Origin of the sequence: Micromonospora sp. M71_S20, from assembly GCF_003664255.1 — a bacterium.
Classification (GTDB): Bacteria; Actinomycetota; Actinomycetes; order Mycobacteriales; family Micromonosporaceae; genus Micromonospora.
In genome coordinates this window covers 2,054,075-2,072,631 of record NZ_RCCV01000001.1, presented here as the reverse complement: position 1 = coordinate 2,072,631, position 18,557 = coordinate 2,054,075, and the positions used below count along the sequence as shown (strand labels likewise).

Here is an 18,557-nt window from a genome sequence, read left to right as displayed (position 1 = left end):
GGCGAACCGGACGGCGGGTAGTGAAACTGACATCAGGGAGCAGAACGCGGTGTGGTGCAGCCGGCTACGCTGGCACGGTCATCGGTGCCGCGGGTCGCGGTGCCGCGCCGCGACCCGACCCGGTGTCGTGGGTCGGCCGGGCCAGGGGGAGGGGAGCGTGCCGTCGTGATCTTCAGAGCGGTCCGGGACGGGCGTCCCTACCCGGAGCACAACCTGACGCTCAAGCAGTGGGCGGAGATTCCGCCGAGGCCGCTGCGCCTGGACCAGTTGATCACCACCAAGCGCGAGCTGGCGCTGGACAAGCTCCTCGCCGAGGACTCCACCTTCTACGGCGACCTCTTCCCGCACGTGGTGCAGTGGAACGGCGGGCTCTACCTGGAGGACGGGCTGCACCGCGCCCTGCGGGCGGCGCTCCAGCAGCGCAACCAGATCCACGCCCGGGTGCTCGTCCTCTCCGGGCCGATCGAGTGAGCGCGACCCGCCGGCCGTCCTGACCTGCGGTTCCGTCGGATCGGCGCGGCTGCGCGCCCTTCGACGAGCGGCTGTCGCACCGGAGCCGTACCGTCATCTCCAGACGACGTGTCTGACGAGGACGGTGAGGGCCATGGCCCGCGACGGTGACATCAACGAGCCCACGAGGGAGTTCCCCGGTTATCCGACCGGCGAGGCGCTCAAGGAGCGGTCGGCTGTCACAACCGAGCCGGAGCCGGGTGCGCCACCGCCGGCGGGCGGGCCCGTCCGCGGCCTGCTCTGGGTGCTCGGCGCGGCGGCGCTGGCGGTGGTGGTGCTGCTCGGCGTGCAGGCCACCGGCCTGCTGCCGGACTTCCGCAACCCGTTCGCCAAGGAGCAGACCGACCGCAGCCAGCCGCCGCTGCTCAAGTCGATCCAGGACCTCAGCCGCTACGTCGCGGCCGAGGGCAACTTCCAGGTGGTCGTCGATCTCCAGAACGACCGGCGCAACGTGCCCGACTGGCTGCTCAGCCAGCGCACCCTCTTCGTCGGGGCGGGCAGCGTCGAGGCGTACGTCGACTTCGCGAAGATCTCCGAGGGCGCGGTGGTCGAGTCGGCCGACGGCAAGTCGGTGGAGATCAGACTGCCGGCGCCGCAGCTCGGCAAGACCAACCTCGACCTGGAGAAGAGCTACGTCTTCGCCGAGGAGCGCGGGCTGCTCAACCGGGTCGGCGAGCTGGTCAAGGGCGACCCCAACCGCCAGCAGCAGGTCTACCAGCTCGCGGAGGAACGGATCACCACCGCCGCCCGCGACAGCGGCCTGACCCAGCGGGCCGAGGAGAACACCCGCAAGATGCTGGAGGGGCTGCTCCGCTCCCTCGGCTACGAGAAGGTGACGGTCACGTACACCGCCCCGTGACGGCGGACCCACGACGCGACGGCGCCCGCCCCGGTCGACGGGACGGGCGCCTCGTGCTCACCCCCACGTCGGGCGGGGGCGGGGTGGGCTCAGTAGCGGGCGGCGGCGTAGCGGTCCTCGTTCGGCATCAGGACCCAGAGGACCAGGTAGACGACCACCTGGGTGCCGGGCAGCAGCAGCGACAGCAGGAACAGCAGCCGGATGAAGCCGGCCGACCTGCCGAAACGCTGGGCCAGGCCGGCGCAGACACCGGCGATCATGCGCCCCTGACGGGGGCGGACCAGTTTGCGACTCATCGTCGTACTCCCACTCTGCGGCGTTCGCCGCCTCTGCCCTCAACGGTAGGAAGGGGTGGCCACCGCGCCCTCGGTCGCGAGGAGGATCGGCGGCGCCCGTACCCGTAGGTGGTTACCCGGGAACCGGCCCCGCGACGCTTCCGGAGCCGCCGGGGGTGTGACGACCGGTCGCGGCTGGCGGCAGGGGCTGAGCTGGGCGGGTAGGCTCGCCGGTCGGGCACCCACACCCCCGGGTGCCGGACGGCCGCCCGGACCGGGCCGGCCACGACCGTGCCGCTGACCCACGAGGTACGACGGCGAGGAAGTGCAGCCATGATCAGCGTTTTCGATCTCTTCAGTGTCGGCATCGGGCCGTCCAGCTCCCACACGGTGGGGCCGATGCGGGCCGCCCGCACCTTCGTCGCGGGCCTGAAGGCCGACGGGTTGCTGACCGGCACCGCCCGGGTGCAGGCGGAACTCTTCGGCTCGCTCGGTGCGACCGGGCACGGCCATGGCAGCGACCGGGCGGTGCTGCTCGGGCTGGCGGGTGAGGCCCCGGAGACCGTCGACACGGACACGGTCGACGGGCGGGTCGCCCGGGTCCGTGCCGAGCGGCGGTTGGGTCTGCTCGACGCGCACGAGATCGACTTCGACCCGGATCGTGACCTGGTGCTGCACCGGCGCCGGTCGCTGCCGTACCACCCGAACGGGATGACCTTCGTCGCGTACGACGACCGGGGCGCGGAGCTGCGCACCCGGACGTACTACTCCGTGGGTGGCGGGTTCGTGGTGGACGAGGCGGCGGCGGGGGCGGACCGGATCAGGCCCGACGCCACGCGGGTGCGGCACCCGTTCCTCACCGGTGCGCAGTTGCTCGGCGTGACCGCGTCGACGGGGTTGTCGATCAGCGAGGTGATGCTCGCCAACGAGCTCTCCTGGCGTGGCGAGGGTGAGGTGCGCGCCGGTCTGTTGGAGATCTGGCGGGTGATGCGGGAGTGCGTGGAGCGGGGCTGCTCACGCGACGGGGTGCTGCCCGGCGGGCTGAAGGTCCGCCGCCGCGCCGCCGAGCTGCGCCGCAGCCTGGAGACGGAGTCCGACCCCACCGACCCGCTGCGGGCGATGGACTGGGTGACCCTCTTCGCCCTCGCCGTCAACGAGGAGAACGCCGCCGGCGGCCGGGTGGTCACCGCGCCGACCAACGGGGCGGCCGGCATCATCCCGGCGGTGCTGCACTACTACACCCGGTTCGTGCCGGGTGCCTGCGAGGAGGGGGTGGTGCGGTTCCTGCTGGCGGCGGGCGCGATCGGCGTGCTGTTCAAGGAGAACGCCTCGATCTCCGGCGCCGAGGTGGGCTGCCAGGGCGAGGTGGGCTCGGCCTGCTCGATGGCCGCCGCCGGGCTGGCTGAGGCGCTGGGCGGCACCCCCGAGCAGGTGGAGAACGCCGCCGAGATCGGCATGGAGCACAACCTCGGCCTGACCTGCGACCCGGTCGGTGGTCTGGTGCAGATCCCCTGCATCGAGCGCAACGCGGTGGCTAGCATCAAGGCGATCACGGCCGCCCGGCTGGCGCTGCGCGGCGACGGGGTGCACCACGTCTCGCTGGACAAGGTCATCAAGACCATGCGCGAGACCGGCGCGGACATGAAGGTGAAATACAAGGAGACGGCGCGCGGCGGACTGGCCGTCAACGTGATCGAGTGCTGAGGGGGCGTTCGTTCCACGACTGCTAGCCTGTCGTCCGTCCGGTCAGGCGGGAGGCGGCGGTGACCTCTGGCGTCGCGGCGTTGTGGTCGCACCGCACCTCGCTGCGCATCCTCGTCCGGCGCGACCTCGCCGTGAAGTACCAGCAGTCCGTGCTCGGGTACCTCTGGTCGCTGATCGAGCCCCTCGGCATGGGGGCGATCTACTGGTTCGTCTTCGGCGTCCTCTACTCCCGCGACACCAACCGCCACCTCGGTGACGCGGCCGACTCGTACCCGCTGTTCCTGCTCACCGGGATCTTCGCCTGGATGTGGACCAGCTCGGCGCTGAGCGAGGCGACCAACGCGCTGACCGGCCAGGCCCGGCTGATCACGACGATGAACCTGCCCCGGCAGGTCTTCCCGATCGGCCGGGTCACCGGCCGCTTCGCCGAGTACGCCGCCGGCCTGCCGATCCTGATCGCCGTCGCCGTCGGGTACGCCGCGTCCGGCCGGGTCGAGCCGGGCTGGTCGCTGCTGGCCCTGCCGCTCGCGGTGGCGGTGCAGGCCGTCCTGCTGGTCGGGCTGGCGCTGCTGCTCTCGGCGGCCAACGTGCTGATGCGCGACGTCGAGCGCTTCATGCGGCTGGTCATCCGGGTGCTCTTCTACGCCACCCCGATCATCTATCCGCTGAGCCTCGTGCGGGACGCCGACCTGCCGGGCTGGCTGAAGGTCGCCTACGAGCTGAACCCGCTGGTCGGCATCTTCCAGCTGCACCACGCGGTCTGGTACCCGGACGAGTTCCCGGACGCCCGGCTGCTCGCCACCGCCGTCGGCGTCAGCCTGCTGGTGCTGGCCGCCGGCTGGTGGTCGTTCCGCCGGCTCGAACCCGCCGTGCTCAAGGAACTGTAGGGATGGCCGATCCGATCATCGAGGCGGAGGGGCTCGGCATCCGGTTCGTCCGCAACCGGCGGCGGCAGTTGCGGCTGCGGGAGCTGTTCATCCACCGGGGGCGGCGCGCCGCGACCGACGACGGCCGGTTCTGGCCGCTGCGGGACGTGTCGTTCTCGGTCCGGGCCGGGGACACCGTCGGCGTGGTCGGCCGCAACGGCACCGGCAAGAGCACCCTGCTGCGGCTGATCGCCGGCGTGCTCATCCCCGACGAGGGCCGGATCCGGGTGCGCGGGGACGTCGCGCCGCTGCTGGAACTCTCCGCCGGGTTCTCCAACGACCTGACCGGGCGGGAGAACCTCCACCTGGTCGGCGGCCTGCACGGACTGTCGTCGGACTACCTGCGGCGGCACTTCGACGACATCGTCTCGTTCGCCGGTGAGCAGGTGGAGCGGGCCGTCGACACGTCGGTGCGGCACTACTCGTCCGGCATGAAGGTCCGGCTCGGCTTCGCCATCATCTCGCACCTGCCGCACCCGATCCTGCTCATGGACGAGGTGACCGCGGTCGGGGACGAGGAGTTCCGCAAGAAGTGTTATGCGACGATCGACCGTCTGCTCGGGGAGGGGCGCACTCTGGTGCTGGTGTCACACAACGAAAAGGACCTGACCCGGTTCTGCCGTCGGGGGTTGTACCTCGACGGGGGCCGGGTGGGCGTCGACGGCACGATCGCCGAGGCGCTGCACGCGTACCACGTCGCGGTTCCGCGGTGACGCTCGCGATCGTGCTCGCCGCCGACGCCCCGGCCGCGAGCCTGCCGACCCGCTCGGGCGAACGCCTGGCCGACCGGCTGGCCGACCAGCTCCGTCGCGCCGGGGCGGACGAGGTGCGCCACGCCGCCGGCCTGGACGAGCTGGCCGCCCTCGTCGACGCGGCCACGCACCCGGTGCTCGTCACCGGCGCCGACCTGGTCGCGCACACCGCCGTACTGCGGCACCTGGCCACCAGCCCAGTCGGGCCGACGGTCGCCCTGGTGCTCACCGACCCGCCCGGCGACGGCCACACGGCCGTGCGCGAGGAGCGCGGCCAGGTGGTCGGGGCCGGACCGCCGGAGGCGCTGGACGGCGGGGCCACCGGCGTGTTCGGCGGCGCGCTGCGGGTCGGCGTCGACGACCTGCCGTCGCTCGCCGCCGCCGCCCGCGCGGCCGCCGCCGCGCCGCCGGTCACCGGGCCCGCCGTGGACCGGCTCTTCGCGGGCCTCGCCGGGCGCGGCGTGCTGACCTTCGCCCAGCGCGTACGCCTGCTCGTGGCGCACCGGGTGGGCGACCCGGCGGGGCTGGCCGCCGCGGAGGCGGCCGTGGCCGCCGTCGACGAGGACCGGGCCGAGCTGAAGCTCTCGGTGAAGGAGCGGGACGACTTCTTCACCACCTTCTTCGTCAGCACCTGGTCGCCGTACGTGACGAAGGCGTCGGCGAAGCTCGGGCTCGGCCCGACCGCCGTCACGATGATCTCGGTGGCCTTCGCGGTGGCCGCCGCCGTGCTCTTCGGCACGGGCGGCCGGCTGGCGCTGGTCGCCGGGGCGGTGCTGCTCTACCTCGGCTTCGTGCTGGACTGCGTGGACGGACAGGTCGCCCGCTACACCCGGCACTTCAGCGCCTGGGGCGGCTGGCTGGACACGATGGCCGACCGGGCGAAGGAGTACGTGGTCTACGCCGGCCTCGGCTACGGGGCCACCCAGGCCGGTTTCCGGTACGGCTGGGCGCTGGCGATCGCCGCGATCACCCTGCAGACCGTCCGGCACATGACGGACACCTGGTACGGCGTGCTGCACGACGAGGCGGCCCGCCGGCCGAAGGCGGTCGGCACCGCCGGCGGCGGCATCGGCGACAAGCTGAACGCCGCCTCCAACCGGGTGCAGGCCGACACGGGTTCGGTGTCGTACTGGCTGAAGCGCACGGTGGTCTTCCCGATCGGGGAGCGGTGGGCGCTGATCGCGATCACCGTGGCGCTGTTCGGCCCGCTGGTCAGCCTGTATGCGGTGCTGGCCTGGGGGGTGCTGGCCTTCGCGTACACCGGGGCGCTGCGCACGCTGCGGGCCCGCTGGATGCGGGTGCCGGTGCTGGACACGGTCGACGCCACCCTGCACCGCGACGACGGGCCGCTGGCCCGGCTCCTGCCGGCGCTCCGGCCGGTGGGGCCGCTGACGCTGGCGGTCGTCGCGGCGTTGGGCCCGGCGGCGCTGCTGGTGGCGGCGCTGCTGACCCGCGACGGGGCGGAGGGCCTGCGCTGGGCGGTGCCGGTCGCGCTGCTGGTGCTGCTGGCCGCCGGGCTGGGCGCCGGCGCGGCGCACGCCGGGCCGCTGGACTGGCTGGTGCCGGCCGCGCTGCGGGCGGGGGAGTACCTCTTCGCCATCGCGGTGGGGGTGGTCGGCGACGTGCCGCCGTGGCTGATCTTCGGGTACGTCTTCGTGCTGACCCTGCACCACTACGACCTGACCGCGCGGCTGGAGAAGCGGCAGTCCGCCCCGCCGCTGCACGGCGGCACGCTGGGCTGGGAGGGCCGGTCGGTGCTGCTGGCCCTGGCGGCGATAGTCGGTTTTGCGGGTATCGGGATGGCTACACTCGGTACGTACCTTCTCGTGGTTTTCGTGGGGAGTGTCGCCCTCGCCTGGGTCGTCCTGCCCGCCCGCGCCGCGCGGGCGTCGGTGGGCCTGGTCGGCGCGGGAGGTCGCTCGCCGGGCTGACGGAGGGGCCGGCCGATGACACTGATCAGCTTCGTCGTGCCGGCCTACCGGGTGCAGGGCTACCTGCGCGAATGCCTGGACTCCATCCTCGGGCAGCCCGTCGCCGACATCGAGGTGATCGGCGTCGACGACTGCTCGCCGGACGACAGCGGCGAGATCCTCACCGAGTACGCGGCCCGCGACCCGCGGATGCACGCCGTCCGGCTGACGGAGAACGTCGGGCTCGGTCCGGCCCGCAACATCGGGCTGGACCGGGCCGCCGGGGAGTACGTCTGGTTCGTCGACGGCGACGACTGGCTCGCCCCCGAGTGCCTCACGGAGGTGGTCGGGCGCCTCCGCGCCACCCGCCCCGACGTGCTCCTGGTCGACCACGTCCGGACGCACTGGAACGACACCACCAGCCGCAGCGCGATGGCGGAGGTGTTCCCGGAGCCGCCCGGCGAGGAGACCTTCCGGCTGCGGGAGCGGCCCGAGACGCTGCGGCTGCTGCACACCGCCTGGAACCGGCTGGTCCGCCGGCGGTTCCTGCTCGACGAGGGACTGCGCTTCGCCCCCGGCTGGTACGAGGACGTCTCGTTCAGCTACCCCGTGCTGATGGCCGCCGAGCGGATCGGCGTGCTGGACCGGGTCTGCGTCAACTACCGGCAGCGCCGCACCGGGGCGATCACCCGGACCAGGGGCGAGCGGCACTTCGAGGTCTTCGACCAGTGGCACCGGGTGTTCCGGCTGATGGACGCCTGGGGGCCGGCGGTCGACGACCTGCGCCCCGCGCTGTTCGAGCGGATGGTCTGGCACTACCTGAGCGTGCTCGGCAACGGGGAACGGATCGACCCCGCGCTGCGGCCGGCCTTCTTCGCCCAGATCACCGCCGACCACGCGCGCTGGCTGCCCCCCGGTGGCTATCCGGCGCCGGCCGGCGCGGAGGGGCTCAAGCACCGGCTGGTGGCCGTGGGCCGCTGGCGTACCTTCAGCGCGCTGCGCACCGCCTACCGCGCGCGGGACATCGCCCGGCGTACCGCGCGGAGCGCGAAGCGGCGGGTCGCGCCCCCGGCCCGGTACGCGGCGCGGCTGGCCCGGGACGCCCTGCTGCGGGAGTACTACCGGGCCGAGCTGCGCCGGCCGGTCGACCCGACGCTGGCCGTCTACGCGGCCTACTGGTACCGCGGGTGCTCGGACAACCCGGCGGCCGTCTTCGAGGCGGCCCGGCGGCTGGCGCCGGAGATCCGCGGCGTGTGGATCGTCCGGCGCGACCGCGTGCACACCGTGCCCGAGGGCGTCGCGTACGTGGTCGCCGGGACGCCCGCGTACTACCGGGCGCTGGCCCGGGCGCGCTGGCTGGTCAACAACGTCAACTTTCCGGACTTCGTCCGCAAGCGGCCGGGCACGGTGCACGTGCAGACCCACCACGGCACGCCGGTGAAGGTGATGGGGCTCGACCAGCAGCGGTACCCGGTCGGCGCGGTCGGGATGGACTTCGCCGGGCTGCTGCGCCGGGTGGACCGCTGGGACTACAGCGTCAGCGCGAACAGCTTCTCCAGCCAGATGTGGGAGCGGGCGTACCCGGCCGCGTACACCACGTTGGAGGTCGGCTACCCGCGCAACGACCGGCTGGTCACCGCGACCACCGAGGAGGTGCTCCGGCTGCGTGCCGGGTTCGGCCTCGGGCCCGGCGAACAGGTCGTCCTGTACGCCCCGACGCACCGGGAACACCTGCCCGGCTACCGGCCGCCGTTCGACCCGGAGCGGCTGCTCGACGTGCTCGGCCCGGCCGGCCGGCTGTTGATCCGCAGCCACTACTTCCACGACCGGGACCGACGCGCCCGGCGCCCCGCCGAGCGGGACCGGGTACGCGACGTGAGCGGCCATCCGCACGTGGAGGACCTCTACCTCGTCGCGGACGTGCTCATCACGGACTACTCCTCGGCGATGTTCGACTACGCCGTGCTCGACCGGCCGATCGTCCTCTACGCCCCCGACTGGGAGGCGTACCGGCTGGCCCGGGGCGTCTACTTCGACGTGACCGCGGAGCCGCCGGGCGCGGTGGCCACCAGCTTCGCCGACCTGCTCGACCTGTTCCGCGCCGGCGGGGTCGACTCGGCGGCGGCGCGCGCGGCCCGGCAGCGGTTCCGGGCCCGGTTCTGCGCGCTCGACGACGGCCACGCCGCCGAGCGGGTGGTCCGTCGGGTCTTCCTCGGCGAGCCGGCCACGCACGGCCGGTCGGCGCGGGGAGCCGGCGCGCTGGCCCCGGCGTCGCCGACGGGAGGCGGACCCCGCTGACGGTGGACTCGTCCCGCCGGGTGGGCGTCACAGGGCCGTCACAAGCCGAACATGGCACGTTTACCCGATGTGCGAACCGCATGATCCTCGTCACAGTCATTCGGGGTTCGGCCGACGAGCTGGGGGGAGGGCACGGTGACAACCGTCGCGCTCAAGGACGTCACGAAGGTGTTCAGGGACGGCACCCTCGCCGTCGACAGCGTCAATCTCGACGTCGACGACGGCGAGTTCATGGTGCTGCTCGGCCCGTCGGGCTGTGGGAAGTCCACGGTGCTGCGGATGGTGGCGGGGCTGGAGGACCCGACGTCGGGCGCGGTGATGCTCGACGGCGAGCTGGCCAACGACCTGCCGCCTCGCGACCGGAAGATCGCCATGGTCTTCCAGGACTTCGCGCTCTACCCGCACATGACCGTCGGCGACAACATCGCCTTCCCGCTCAAGCTGGCCGGGTTGGAGCCCGAGCCGCGTGGCGAGCGGGTCACCGACGTGGCCAGCGCGCTCGGCATCGGCGACGTGCTCGGCCGCAAGCCCAGCCAGCTCTCCGGCGGGCAGCGCCAGCGGGTCGCGATGGGCCGGGCGATCGTGCGCCGCCCGGGCCTGTTCCTGATGGACGAGCCGCTGTCGAACCTCGACAGCGGACTTCGGGCCGAGCTGCGCGCGGAGATCTCCGGCCTGACCCGGGAGCTGGGCGTCACCACCATCTACGTCACCCACGACCAGGCCGAGGCGCTGACCATGGCCGACCGGGTCGCTATCATGCGCAAGGGCGTGCTCCAGGACGTCGGCACCCCCACCCAGGTGTACGGCCGCCCGGCCACCCTCTACGTGGCCGCGTTCCTCGGCAGCCCGCGGATGAACCTGCTGGAGGCCTCGGTCTACGTCCACCTCGACCGCTACGTCACCCTCACCCTCGGCGACCAGGCGCTGCACCTGCCGTGGGACGACATCCGCAGCCGGGCGGTCGCGCACTACCACGGTGAGCGGATCGTGGTCGGGATGCGGGCCGAGGCGCTGACCCCGGTCGCGCCGGACACCCAGGGCGCCGTGCTGCACGGCCGCATCCGCTACCTGGAGCACCACGGGCACGAGTCGCTCGCCTTCCTCGACATCGGGGCCACCGCGATCGTGGTGGACGAGATGGGCACCCGGGCCGAGGCGCCCACCGCCCAGCGCGGGCTGCGCCGCTTCGGGCAGGTGATGCAGCGGCTCACCGGGCGCGCCGCCGAGGAGGAGGCCGCCCCGGTCGCCGCCACCCGCACCAGCGTGCTCAACGACCCGGGCCGGCACCACCGGCGCCCCGCCGAGCTCGCGGTCCGGCTCGCGCCGTACCCGGGGATCGCCGCCGGTCACCCCCTGGCCGTCTCCGTACGCATGGACGCGCTGCACTTCTTCGACGAGCGCGGCGACCGGATCGACGTGGGCTGGCGCTGACGGGGCGGTCCTTGCCGGGAAAGTTACCGGCTAGTAACGTCGGGCCATGACCATCGACTCGCGCCAGGTGGCGGCCGGCATGCTGGAGGCTGTGCCGTTCGCCCGCACGCTCGGCATCGAATTCGTCGAAGTGGCCCCCGAGGCGGAGGGCGGGGTGCGGGTGACCGTCCGGCTGCCCGACTCGCCGGCCATCCACAACCACGTCGGGGGCCCGCACGCCGGGGCCATGTTCACCCTCGGCGAGACCGCCTCCGGCGCGGTCGTGCTGGCCGCGTTCGGGCACCTGCTCGACCGGGCCACGCCGCTGGCGGTGCGGGCCGAGATCGCGTACCGGAAGCTGGCCATGGGCGCCGTCCGGGCCACCGCGCGCCTCGACCGGCCGGTCGCCGAGGTGGTCGCGGAACTGGAGTCCGGCCGCCGGCCGGAGTTCCCCGTCCAGGTGGAGATCGCCACCGAGGAGGGCAAGCCGACCGGCGGGATGACCGTCATCTGGACGCTGCGCCCGAACTGAGCCGGGCGGCAAGCGGACCGAAAGCGGTTTGCGGGCACGGAGGTCTGGATAGATTCGTACCGTGTTGGGCCTGCCTGCTCACGTGACCGCCTGTCTCTTCGATCTGGACGGTGTGCTGACGCAGACCGCCCGGGTGCACAACGCCGCCTGGACCGAGACGTTCGACGGCTTCCTGCGCCGCCACGCCGCCACCACCGGCGGACAGTTCCGTCCCTTCGACCCCGGGCCGGACTACAACCGCTACGTCGACGGCCGGCCGCGCGCCGACGGGGTGCGCACCTTCCTGGCCTCCCGGGGCATCGTGCTGCCCGAGGGGTCGCCCGACGACCCGCCGGACGTTGACACCGTCAACGGGGTCGGCAACAGCAAGAACGTGCTGCTGCTGGAGCGGCTGCGCACCCACGGCGTGGACGTCTACCCCGGCTCCGTCGCGTACCTGGAGGCGGCCACCGCCGCCGGCCTGCGCCGGGCGGTCGTCACGGCCAGCGCGAACGGCCGGGAGGTGGTCGCCGCCGCCGGGCTCGAACCGCTGCTGGAGGCGCGGGTGGACGGGATCGTCGCCCGCGCCGAGGGGCTGCGTGGCAAGCCCGAGCCGGACACGTTCCTGGCCGGCGCGAGACTGCTCGGGGTCGACCCGCGCAACGCCGCCGTATTCGAGGACGCCCTCGCCGGGGTCGCCGCCGGCCGCGCCGGCGGGTTCGGGTACGTGATCGGGGTGGACCGGGTCGGTCAGGCCGCCGAGCTGCTGGCCCACGGCGCCGACGTCGTGGTCACCGACCTCGCCGACCTGCTCGAATCCGGGCGACCCACGTGATCCGGGAACGGGCCTATCCGGTCGAGCCGTGGCACGTCCGGGAGACCCGGCTGGACATGGACGTCCTGGCCCAGTCCGAGTCGGTCTTCGCCCTCTCCAACGGGCACGTCGGGCTGCGCGGCAACCTCGACGAGGGGGAACCGCACGGCCTGCCCGGCACGTACCTCAACTCCTTCTACGAGCTGCGTCCGCTGCCGTACGCCGAGGCCGGCTTCGGGTTCCCCGAGTCCGGCCAGACGATCGTCAACGTGACCAACGGCAAGCTGATCCGGCTGCTGGTCGACGACGAGCCGCTCGACGTCCGCTACGGCGAACTCCTCGCCCACGAACGGGTCCTCGACCTGCGTGCCGGCACCCTGCACCGGGAGCTGCACTGGCGCTCCCCGGCCGGGCGCGAGATCAAGGTCCGCAGCACCCGGCTCGTCTCGTTCACCCAGCGCGCCGTCGCCGCGATCGACTACGAGGTCGAGGCGGTCGACGGCCCGCTGCGGCTGATCCTCCAGTCGGAACTCGTGGCGAACGAGGCGCTGCCCCCGCAGAGCGGGGACCCGCGGGTCGCGGCCGTGCTTGAGTCGCCGTTGCAGGCCGAGGAGGAACTCACCACCGCCGACGGCGGGCTGCTGATCCACCGGACCAAGGTCTCCGGGCTGCGGGTGGCCGCCGCCATGGAACACGAGGTGTACGCCCCTGGGCGCACGACCAGCCAGTCCGAGGGGTACGAGGACTGGGTGCGTACCACGATCGGGTGCGTGCTCCAGCCCGGCGAGACACTGCGCGTGGTCAAGTACCTCGCGTACGGCTGGTCGAGCCGCCGGTCGCTGCCGGCGATGCGCGACCAGGTCGAGGCCGCCCTGACGGGGGCGCGGCTCGACGGCTGGGACGGGCTCCGCCGCGAGCAGCGCGAATACCTCGACGAGTTCTGGGACGCCGCCGACGTGGTGGTGGAGGGCGACCCGGAGATCCAGCAGGCCGTCCGGTTCGGCATGTTCCACGTCCTCCAGGCCGGCTCCCGGGCGGAGCGGCGGCCCATCGCCGCGAAGGGCCTGACCGGTCCGGGGTACGACGGGCACGCGTTCTGGGACACGGAGATGTTCGTCCTGCCGGTGCTCACCTACACCCAACCGGCCGCCGTGCGGGACGCCCTGCACTGGCGGCACGCCACCCTGGCCGCCGCGCACGACCGGGCCCGGACGCTCAACCTGGAGGGCGCGGCGTTCCCCTGGCGCACCATCGAGGGACCGGAGTCGTCGGGGTACTGGCCGGCCGGCACCGCGGCATTCCACATCGCGGCCGGCGTCGCCGACGCGCTGCGGCGCTACGTCCAGGTCACCCAGGACACCGAACTGGAACGCGAGATCGGGCTGGAACTGCTGGTGGAGACCGCCCGGCTGTGGCGGTCGCTGGGCCACCACGACCGGCACGGCCAGTTCCACATCGACGGGGTCACCGGCCCCGACGAGTACACGGCGGTGAAGAACGACAACATCTACACCAACCTGATGGCGCAGCGGAACCTGATCAGCGCGGCCGACGCGGTGATGCGCTACCGGGACGAGGCGTTCCACCTCGGCGTCACCGACGAGGAGGCGGCGGCCTGGCGGGACGCGGCGGCGTCCATGCACATCCCGTACGACGAGGAGATCGACGTCCACGAGCAGGTGGAGGGCTTCACCCGGCTCCAGGAGTGGGACTTCGCGCACACGCCGCCGGAGAAGTACCCGCTGCTGCTGCACTACCCGTACTTCGACCTCTACCGCAAGCAGGTCGTCAAGCAGGCGGACCTGGTCCTGGCCATGCACTGGCGCGGCGACGCCTTCACGCCGGAGCAGAAGCTGCGCAACTTCCTCTACTACGAGCGGCGTACGGTGCGCGACTCCTCGCTGTCGGCGTGCACGCAGGCGGTGCTGGCCGCCGAGGTGGGCCACCCCGAACTGGCGCACGTCTACCTGCGCGAGGCCGCGCTGATGGACCTGCACGACCTCAACGAGAACACCCGCGACGGCGTGCACATGGCCTCGCTCGCCGGCGCGTGGATCGCCCTGGTGGCCGGGTTCGGCGGGCTGCGCGACCACGACGGCAACCTCTCCTTCGCGCCACGGCTGTCCAGCCGGCTCGAACGGCTGGAGTTCTCGCTCCAGTGGCGCGGGATGCGGCTGCGGGTCGACGTCCGGCCGCACGAGACCACGTACGCGCTGCGCCACGGCGACCCGGGCGACATGCTGGAGCTGCGGCACCACGGTGAGCCGGTCCGGGTCACCTGCGGGGAGCCCGTGACGATGCCGATCCCCACGGCGGAGGTGTCGGGCCCGGCCCCGGAGCAGGCCCCCGGCCGGGCTCCCCTGCTCCGCCTGCCGGAGAACGAGCCGTGACCGACCGCCGGCCCACCGTCGACGACGGCGGGCCGGCGGCGTAGGTCCGTGTCACGGGCGGCCGGCGGTGCCGGTCGGCGTGGCCTGCGCGGTGCCGGGCGGCCGGTGGTGTCGGTAAGCGTGGCCCGCGTGGTGACCGGCGGCCGGCGGCGTCGGTCAGAGCGGCCTGCCCTGTGACGGGCGGTCCGCCGCGTCGCGGGGCGCCATCGCCCGCGGGTCGTCGGCCGTGCGCGCCTGGGCGGCGTCGTCCGCCCAGTCCCGGCCGCGTTCGGTGTCCTGTTCCCGCCGGTCCCGCTCGGTGGTCTGCTGCCGGGTCTCTCGCTGCTGCTGCGCCATGGCGATCCTCGCGATCCGTCGGGGCGCGGTTGCGCCGGTACGGTCTGCGGTCACCCGCCGCCTACCCGGGCCCTCCGGCGACAAACGCCGGGGGTGCCGGGCCCGCTTGCTGGCGCCGGGGACGGGTATGCGGCCGGAGCAGGGGACGACCGAGGACGTACGGAGGCGAGATGGACGTGCGCAGTAGTGCGGTGGCGATCCCGGCGGGGGACGCCGAACTCCCGGCCGACCTGCTGGTCCCGGCGGACCCGGCCGGCGTGGTGCTCTTCGCGCACGGCAGCGGCAGCTCCCGGCACAGCCCGCGCAACACGGCCGTGGCGCACGTGCTCAACCGCAGCGCCCTCGGCACCGTGCTGGTCGACCTGCTGACGCCGGCCGAGGACCAGGTGGATGCCCGGACCGCCGAGCTGCGCTTCGACATCCCCCTGCTCGCCCGTCGGCTCGCCGCGATCGTGGACTGGCTGACGGCGGAGCGACCCCTCGGCGCGGTGCCGATCGGGCTGTTCGGGGCCAGCACCGGGGCCGCCGCCGCCCTGGTGGCGGCCGCGGCCCGACCGGACCTCGTCGGCGCGGTCGTCTCCCGGGGCGGCCGTCCCGACCTGGCCGGCGCCGCGCTCGACCAGGTACGCGCGCCCACGCTGCTGCTGGTCGGCGGCCTGGACGAACAGGTGATCACGCTCAACGAGCAGGCGCAGGAGGCGCTGCCGGACACGGCCGAGCTGACGATCATCCCGGGGGCGACCCACCTCTTCGAGGAGCCCGGCACCCTGGAACAGGTGGCCCACAGCGCCGCCGACTGGTTCACCACCCACCTCCCCACCCACCTCCCCACCCACCCGCCCCGCCCGCCCCACGCGCGTTGATCATGAGGTTTGCGGCGAAGTGGATCTCCATTACTGCCGCAAACCTCATGATCACCGGGCTGAACCGGGGCCGGGGGGTCAGGCGGGGGTTGGTGGCGGGGGTGCGGATGTCTGGCGCTGGCGGTGTTGCTGGATGGTGTCGATGACCCGCCAGACGACGGCGGTGATCGGCACCGAGACGAAGGCTCCGGCGATGCCGGCGATCAGGGTGCCGGCGGTCACCGCCACCAGGATCACCGCCGGGTGCAGGCGTACCTGACGCTTCATGATCAGCGGCTCCAGCAGGTTGCCCTCGACCTGCTGGACGGTGATCACGGCGGCGAGGACGAGCAGCGCGGTCACGGGCCCCTTCGCCGCGAGCGCGACCAGCACCGCCACGGCGCCGGCCACGGTCGCCCCGATGATCGGGATGAAGCCGCCGAAGAAGGTGATGAGTGCGAGCGGAAAGGCCAGCGGTACCCGGAGCACCACGAGCGCCAGACCGATGCCGATCGCGTCGATCGCGGCGATCATCATCGTGCCCCGGCTGTACGCGCCGAGCGTCCGCCAACCCACCCGGCCCGCCTCGGCGGTCACCTCCCGGTTCGGCCCGGTCGTCCGGGACAGCGTCCAGCGCCACATGGACCTGCCGTCCTTGAGCAGGAAGAACAGCAGGACGAGCGCGAGCAGCGCCGAACCGAGCACCTCCGCGGCCGTCCTGGCGCCGGAGACCGGGTCGACAGAGCCCTGCCCGAGCCCCTGGCGGGCCTGGTCGAGCAGCTGGTCGAGCTGTCGGTCGCTGACCGGCAGCGTCGAGGTCACGAAGTCCCGGGTCCGTTGCAGGCCCTGCACCAGCTCCTGGCTCAGCTCGCTGAACTGGTTGGCGGTGAGGCTCCACACCAGCGCACCGACGCCGAAGAGCAGGCCGAGCAGCAGCAGTACGGTGAGCAGGGCGGCCAGTGCGGCGGGCAGGTGGAGCCGGCGCAGCGCGAGCTGCACCGGGTCGAGCAGGGCGGCGAGGAAGGTGGTGACGGCCAGCGCGATGGCCAGCGGCGCGAGCAGCACCGCGATCTTCCCCAGCAGGTACAGGCCGGCGACGATCACCACCAGGCAGGCGCTCCACGCCACGGCAGAGCGGACCAGCCACGGGAGCGCGGCCCAGGTCTGGCGGGAGCCCGCGCCCCGGCCCGTCGTCCCCTCGGGCGTACGCCCGGCATCGTCTGCGACCACGTCGGCCCTCCTCGATCTCCGGCGAGTCGGTACCCGGCCGGAGTCCCTCCGACACCCGCGTCCCCTTTCACGCTAGATGGGCGGCCGAGGCGTCGGGGACGACCGGCCGTTTCCCGATCGCCCCCCGGCCGCTTCTCCGTCGCGTTTGCGCCCCCGGGCCCAGGGAAGGCAGAGATCGGACCCGGATTCGAGGAGGACCCCGATGAGCGACTTCATGGACAAGGCCGAGGACTTCGCCGACAAGCACGACAAGCAGGTCGACCAGGGCCTGGAGAAGGGCGGCGACATGGCCGACAAGCGCACGGGCGGCAAGTACGACGAGCAGATCGACAAGGGCGTCGACCAGGCCCAGGCGCGCACCGGCGAGGGCGACGAGGTCCGCTGAACCCTCCGTGGCGTCCCGGGTCCCCCCGCACGGGGGGCCCGGGACTGTCGCTTCCTGACGGATCGATGCGTACCGCTAGCCAAGGATCGACCACTCTCGCTACTATCCGCAGTCGGAACATGACTCAACGTGGAGTCGTCCCCGGCCGGACCGGTGCCATCCCCTTGGGGCGCCGTGACGAGAGGAAGTCATCCGGTGACCGAGGCCCCCGAGACGACCGTCCCCCACCGCTATCCGTTCAGCGACCCCGACCGGCTCAACCTCGACCCGCGCTACGCCCGGCTGCGCCGGGACGAACCGCTCACCCGGATCCGGATGCCGTTCGGCGAGCCGGCCTGGCTCGCCACCCGACACGCCGACGTCCGGACCGTGCTCGGCGACCCGCGGTTCAGCCGGGCCGCCTCGGTGGGCCGGGACGAGCCCCGCAACTCGCCACGGCAGCAGGAGGGCGGGATCCTGTCGATGGACCCGCCGGAGCACACCCGGCTGCGTCGGCTGGTGGCCAAGGCGTTCACCGCCCGGCGGGTGGAGGAGCTGCGGACCCGGACCAGGGAGGTGGCCCACGAGCTGGTGGACGGCATGCTCGCCGCCGGTCCGCCGGCCGACCTGGTGGAGCACCTGGCCACCCCGCTGCCGATCCGGGTCATCTGCGACCTGCTCGGCGTTCCGGTGGCCGACCAGGACCGCTTCCACACCTGGTCCGAGGCGATCGTGTCGACCACGTCGCTGAGCCCGGAGCAGGCCCAGGAGTACATCGACAGCCTCTTCGCGTACATGGGCGAGCTGATCGCGCGGCGGCGCGAGCAACCCACCGACGACCTGCTCGGCGCCATGGTCCGGGCCCGCGACGCCGACGACCGGCTCGCCGAGGACGAGGTCGTACGCCTGGCCGCCGGGCTGCTCGCCGCCGGGCACGAGACGACGGTGACCCAGATCCCCAACTTCGTGTACGCCCTGCTCACCCACGCCGACGAGTGGGCCCGGCTGCGGTCGCGGCCCGACCTCGTGCCGGCGGCCGTCGAGGAGCTGATGCGGTTCGTGCCGCTCGGCGCGTCCTCGGCCTTCGCCCGCTACGCGTTGGAGGACGTCGAGCTCGGTGGCGTGCTGGTACGGGCCGGCGAGCCGGTGGTGGTGTCGATCTCGTCGGCCAACCGGGACGAGACGATCTTCGCCGACGCGGACCGGCTCGACGTGACCCGGCAGGCCAACCCCCATCTCGGCTTCGGGCACGGAGTGCACCACTGCGTCGGCGCGCAGCTCGCCCGGATGGAGCTCCAGGTCGTCCTGGAGACGCTGATCGCCCGCACGCCCGACCTGAGGCTGTCCGTGCCGGAGTCCGAGCTGACCTGGAAGAGCGGCCTGCTGGTCCGGGGGCTGGTGGCCATGCCGGTGAGTTGGTGAACCG

General features: G+C 73.2%; 17 protein-coding genes. 14 read left to right on the top strand and 3 right to left on the bottom strand.

What is annotated here, in order from left to right:
• Positions 1 to 165 precede the first annotated feature (165 nt).
• Both DER29_RS09310 and DER29_RS09305 read left to right on the top strand, forming a co-directional pair.
• Positions 166 to 471: a type II toxin-antitoxin system VapB family antitoxin gene (locus DER29_RS09310; protein WP_089002310.1), complete on the top strand. Its 306-nt coding sequence runs from the start codon at positions 166 to 168 to the stop codon at positions 469 to 471.
• 133 nt (positions 472 to 604) lie between these two features.
• On the top strand, positions 605 to 1,369 hold the full coding sequence (locus DER29_RS09305; protein ID WP_121396982.1) for a DUF4230 domain-containing protein: 765 nt from the start codon (positions 605 to 607) through the stop codon (positions 1,367 to 1,369).
• Positions 1,370 to 1,458: 89 nt separating this feature from the next.
• Here DER29_RS09305 and DER29_RS09300 read toward each other — a convergent pair whose 3' ends face one another.
• Positions 1,459 to 1,665 carry a PspC domain-containing protein gene (locus tag DER29_RS09300; RefSeq protein ID WP_121396981.1) on the bottom strand — a complete coding sequence of 69 codons (207 nt, stop codon included), beginning with the start codon at positions 1,663 to 1,665 and terminating at the stop codon, positions 1,459 to 1,461.
• Positions 1,666 to 1,977: 312 nt separating this feature from the next.
• Here DER29_RS09300 and DER29_RS09295 point away from each other — a divergent pair, with 312 nt between their 5' ends.
• The 9 genes from DER29_RS09295 to DER29_RS09255 all read left to right on the top strand — a co-directional run bounded on the left by DER29_RS09295 (position 1,978) and on the right by DER29_RS09255 (position 14,359).
• Positions 1,978 to 3,348: an L-serine ammonia-lyase gene (locus DER29_RS09295; protein WP_121396980.1), complete on the top strand. Its 1,371-nt coding sequence runs from the start codon at positions 1,978 to 1,980 to the stop codon at positions 3,346 to 3,348.
• A 59-nt stretch (positions 3,349 to 3,407) separates the two neighbouring features.
• The gene (locus DER29_RS09290) at positions 3,408 to 4,235 is read left to right on the top strand and encodes an ABC transporter permease (RefSeq protein ID WP_121396979.1); all 828 of its coding nucleotides are present in this window, start codon (positions 3,408 to 3,410) and stop codon (positions 4,233 to 4,235) included.
• 2 nt (positions 4,236 to 4,237) lie between these two features.
• The gene (locus DER29_RS09285) at positions 4,238 to 4,987 is read left to right on the top strand and encodes an ABC transporter ATP-binding protein (RefSeq protein WP_121396978.1); all 750 of its coding nucleotides are present in this window, start codon (positions 4,238 to 4,240) and stop codon (positions 4,985 to 4,987) included.
• Positions 4,984 to 6,957: a DUF5941 domain-containing protein gene (locus DER29_RS09280; RefSeq protein WP_121396977.1), complete on the top strand. Its 1,974-nt coding sequence runs from the start codon at positions 4,984 to 4,986 to the stop codon at positions 6,955 to 6,957. The genes DER29_RS09285 and DER29_RS09280 overlap by 4 nt, the downstream gene beginning before the upstream one ends.
• Before the next feature lie 15 nt (positions 6,958 to 6,972).
• Positions 6,973 to 9,234 (top strand): bifunctional glycosyltransferase family 2 protein/CDP-glycerol:glycerophosphate glycerophosphotransferase, encoded by a 2,262-nt coding sequence (locus DER29_RS09275; RefSeq protein ID WP_121396976.1) that lies wholly within the window; start codon positions 6,973 to 6,975, stop codon positions 9,232 to 9,234.
• Positions 9,235 to 9,369: 135 nt separating this feature from the next.
• Positions 9,370 to 10,665 carry an ABC transporter ATP-binding protein gene (locus tag DER29_RS09270; RefSeq protein WP_121396975.1) on the top strand — a complete coding sequence of 432 codons (1,296 nt, stop codon included), beginning with the start codon at positions 9,370 to 9,372 and terminating at the stop codon, positions 10,663 to 10,665.
• 46 nt (positions 10,666 to 10,711) lie between these two features.
• Positions 10,712 to 11,176, top strand: a complete 465-nt coding sequence (locus tag DER29_RS09265; protein WP_121396974.1) for a DUF4442 domain-containing protein — start codon at positions 10,712 to 10,714, stop codon at positions 11,174 to 11,176.
• A gap of 61 nt (positions 11,177 to 11,237) precedes the next feature.
• Complete coding sequence (locus DER29_RS09260; RefSeq protein WP_121396973.1) at positions 11,238 to 11,990, top strand: HAD family phosphatase; 753 nt, start codon at positions 11,238 to 11,240, stop codon at positions 11,988 to 11,990.
• Positions 11,987 to 14,359, top strand: a complete 2,373-nt coding sequence (locus DER29_RS09255) for a glycoside hydrolase family 65 protein (RefSeq protein WP_121396972.1) — start codon at positions 11,987 to 11,989, stop codon at positions 14,357 to 14,359. The genes DER29_RS09260 and DER29_RS09255 overlap by 4 nt, the downstream gene beginning before the upstream one ends.
• 156 nt (positions 14,360 to 14,515) lie before the next feature.
• On the opposite strand, the gene DER29_RS09250 is transcribed toward DER29_RS09255, so the two are convergent.
• Entirely contained in the window at positions 14,516 to 14,695 is a 180-nt protein-coding gene (locus tag DER29_RS09250) for a hypothetical protein (RefSeq protein ID WP_121396971.1), read from the bottom strand.
• 170 nt (positions 14,696 to 14,865) lie between these two features.
• On the opposite strand from DER29_RS09250, the gene DER29_RS09245 reads away from it, so the two are divergent.
• Entirely contained in the window at positions 14,866 to 15,558 is a 693-nt protein-coding gene (locus DER29_RS09245) for a dienelactone hydrolase family protein (protein WP_121396970.1), read from the top strand.
• A 78-nt stretch (positions 15,559 to 15,636) separates the two neighbouring features.
• Here the strand turns inward: DER29_RS09245 and DER29_RS09240 are convergent, their stop codons facing one another.
• Entirely contained in the window at positions 15,637 to 16,767 is a 1,131-nt protein-coding gene (locus tag DER29_RS09240; protein WP_121396969.1) for an AI-2E family transporter, read from the bottom strand.
• Positions 16,768 to 16,969: 202 nt separating this feature from the next.
• Between DER29_RS09240 and DER29_RS09235 the strand changes: the two genes are divergently transcribed.
• Positions 16,970 to 17,152, top strand: a complete 183-nt coding sequence (locus tag DER29_RS09235; protein ID WP_121396968.1) for an antitoxin — start codon at positions 16,970 to 16,972, stop codon at positions 17,150 to 17,152.
• A gap of 195 nt (positions 17,153 to 17,347) precedes the next feature.
• Positions 17,348 to 18,553 (top strand): cytochrome P450, encoded by a 1,206-nt coding sequence (locus tag DER29_RS09230; RefSeq protein WP_121396967.1) that lies wholly within the window; start codon positions 17,348 to 17,350, stop codon positions 18,551 to 18,553.
• The last annotated feature ends 4 nt before the right edge of the window (positions 18,554 to 18,557 follow it).

Bases quoted from the DNA above. Each gene is read 5' to 3' on its own strand.
- DER29_RS09285 (WP_121396978.1), top strand. From the start codon at position 4,238: ATGGCCGATCCGATCATCGAGGCGGAGGGGCTCGGCATCCGGTTCGTC.
- DER29_RS09305 (WP_121396982.1), top strand. From the start codon at position 605: ATGGCCCGCGACGGTGACATCAACGAGCCCACGAGGGAGTTCCCCGGT.
- DER29_RS09245 (WP_121396970.1), top strand. From the start codon at position 14,866: ATGGACGTGCGCAGTAGTGCGGTGGCGATCCCGGCGGGGGACGCCGAA.
- DER29_RS09235 (WP_121396968.1), top strand. From the start codon at position 16,970: ATGAGCGACTTCATGGACAAGGCCGAGGACTTCGCCGACAAGCACGAC.
- DER29_RS09250 (WP_121396971.1), bottom strand. From the start codon at position 14,695: ATGGCGCAGCAGCAGCGAGAGACCCGGCAGCAGACCACCGAGCGGGAC.
- DER29_RS09275 (WP_121396976.1), top strand. From the start codon at position 6,973: ATGACACTGATCAGCTTCGTCGTGCCGGCCTACCGGGTGCAGGGCTAC.
- DER29_RS09265 (WP_121396974.1), top strand. From the start codon at position 10,712: ATGACCATCGACTCGCGCCAGGTGGCGGCCGGCATGCTGGAGGCTGTG.
- DER29_RS09295 (WP_121396980.1), top strand. From the start codon at position 1,978: ATGATCAGCGTTTTCGATCTCTTCAGTGTCGGCATCGGGCCGTCCAGC.
- DER29_RS09300 (WP_121396981.1), bottom strand. From the start codon at position 1,665: ATGAGTCGCAAACTGGTCCGCCCCCGTCAGGGGCGCATGATCGCCGGT.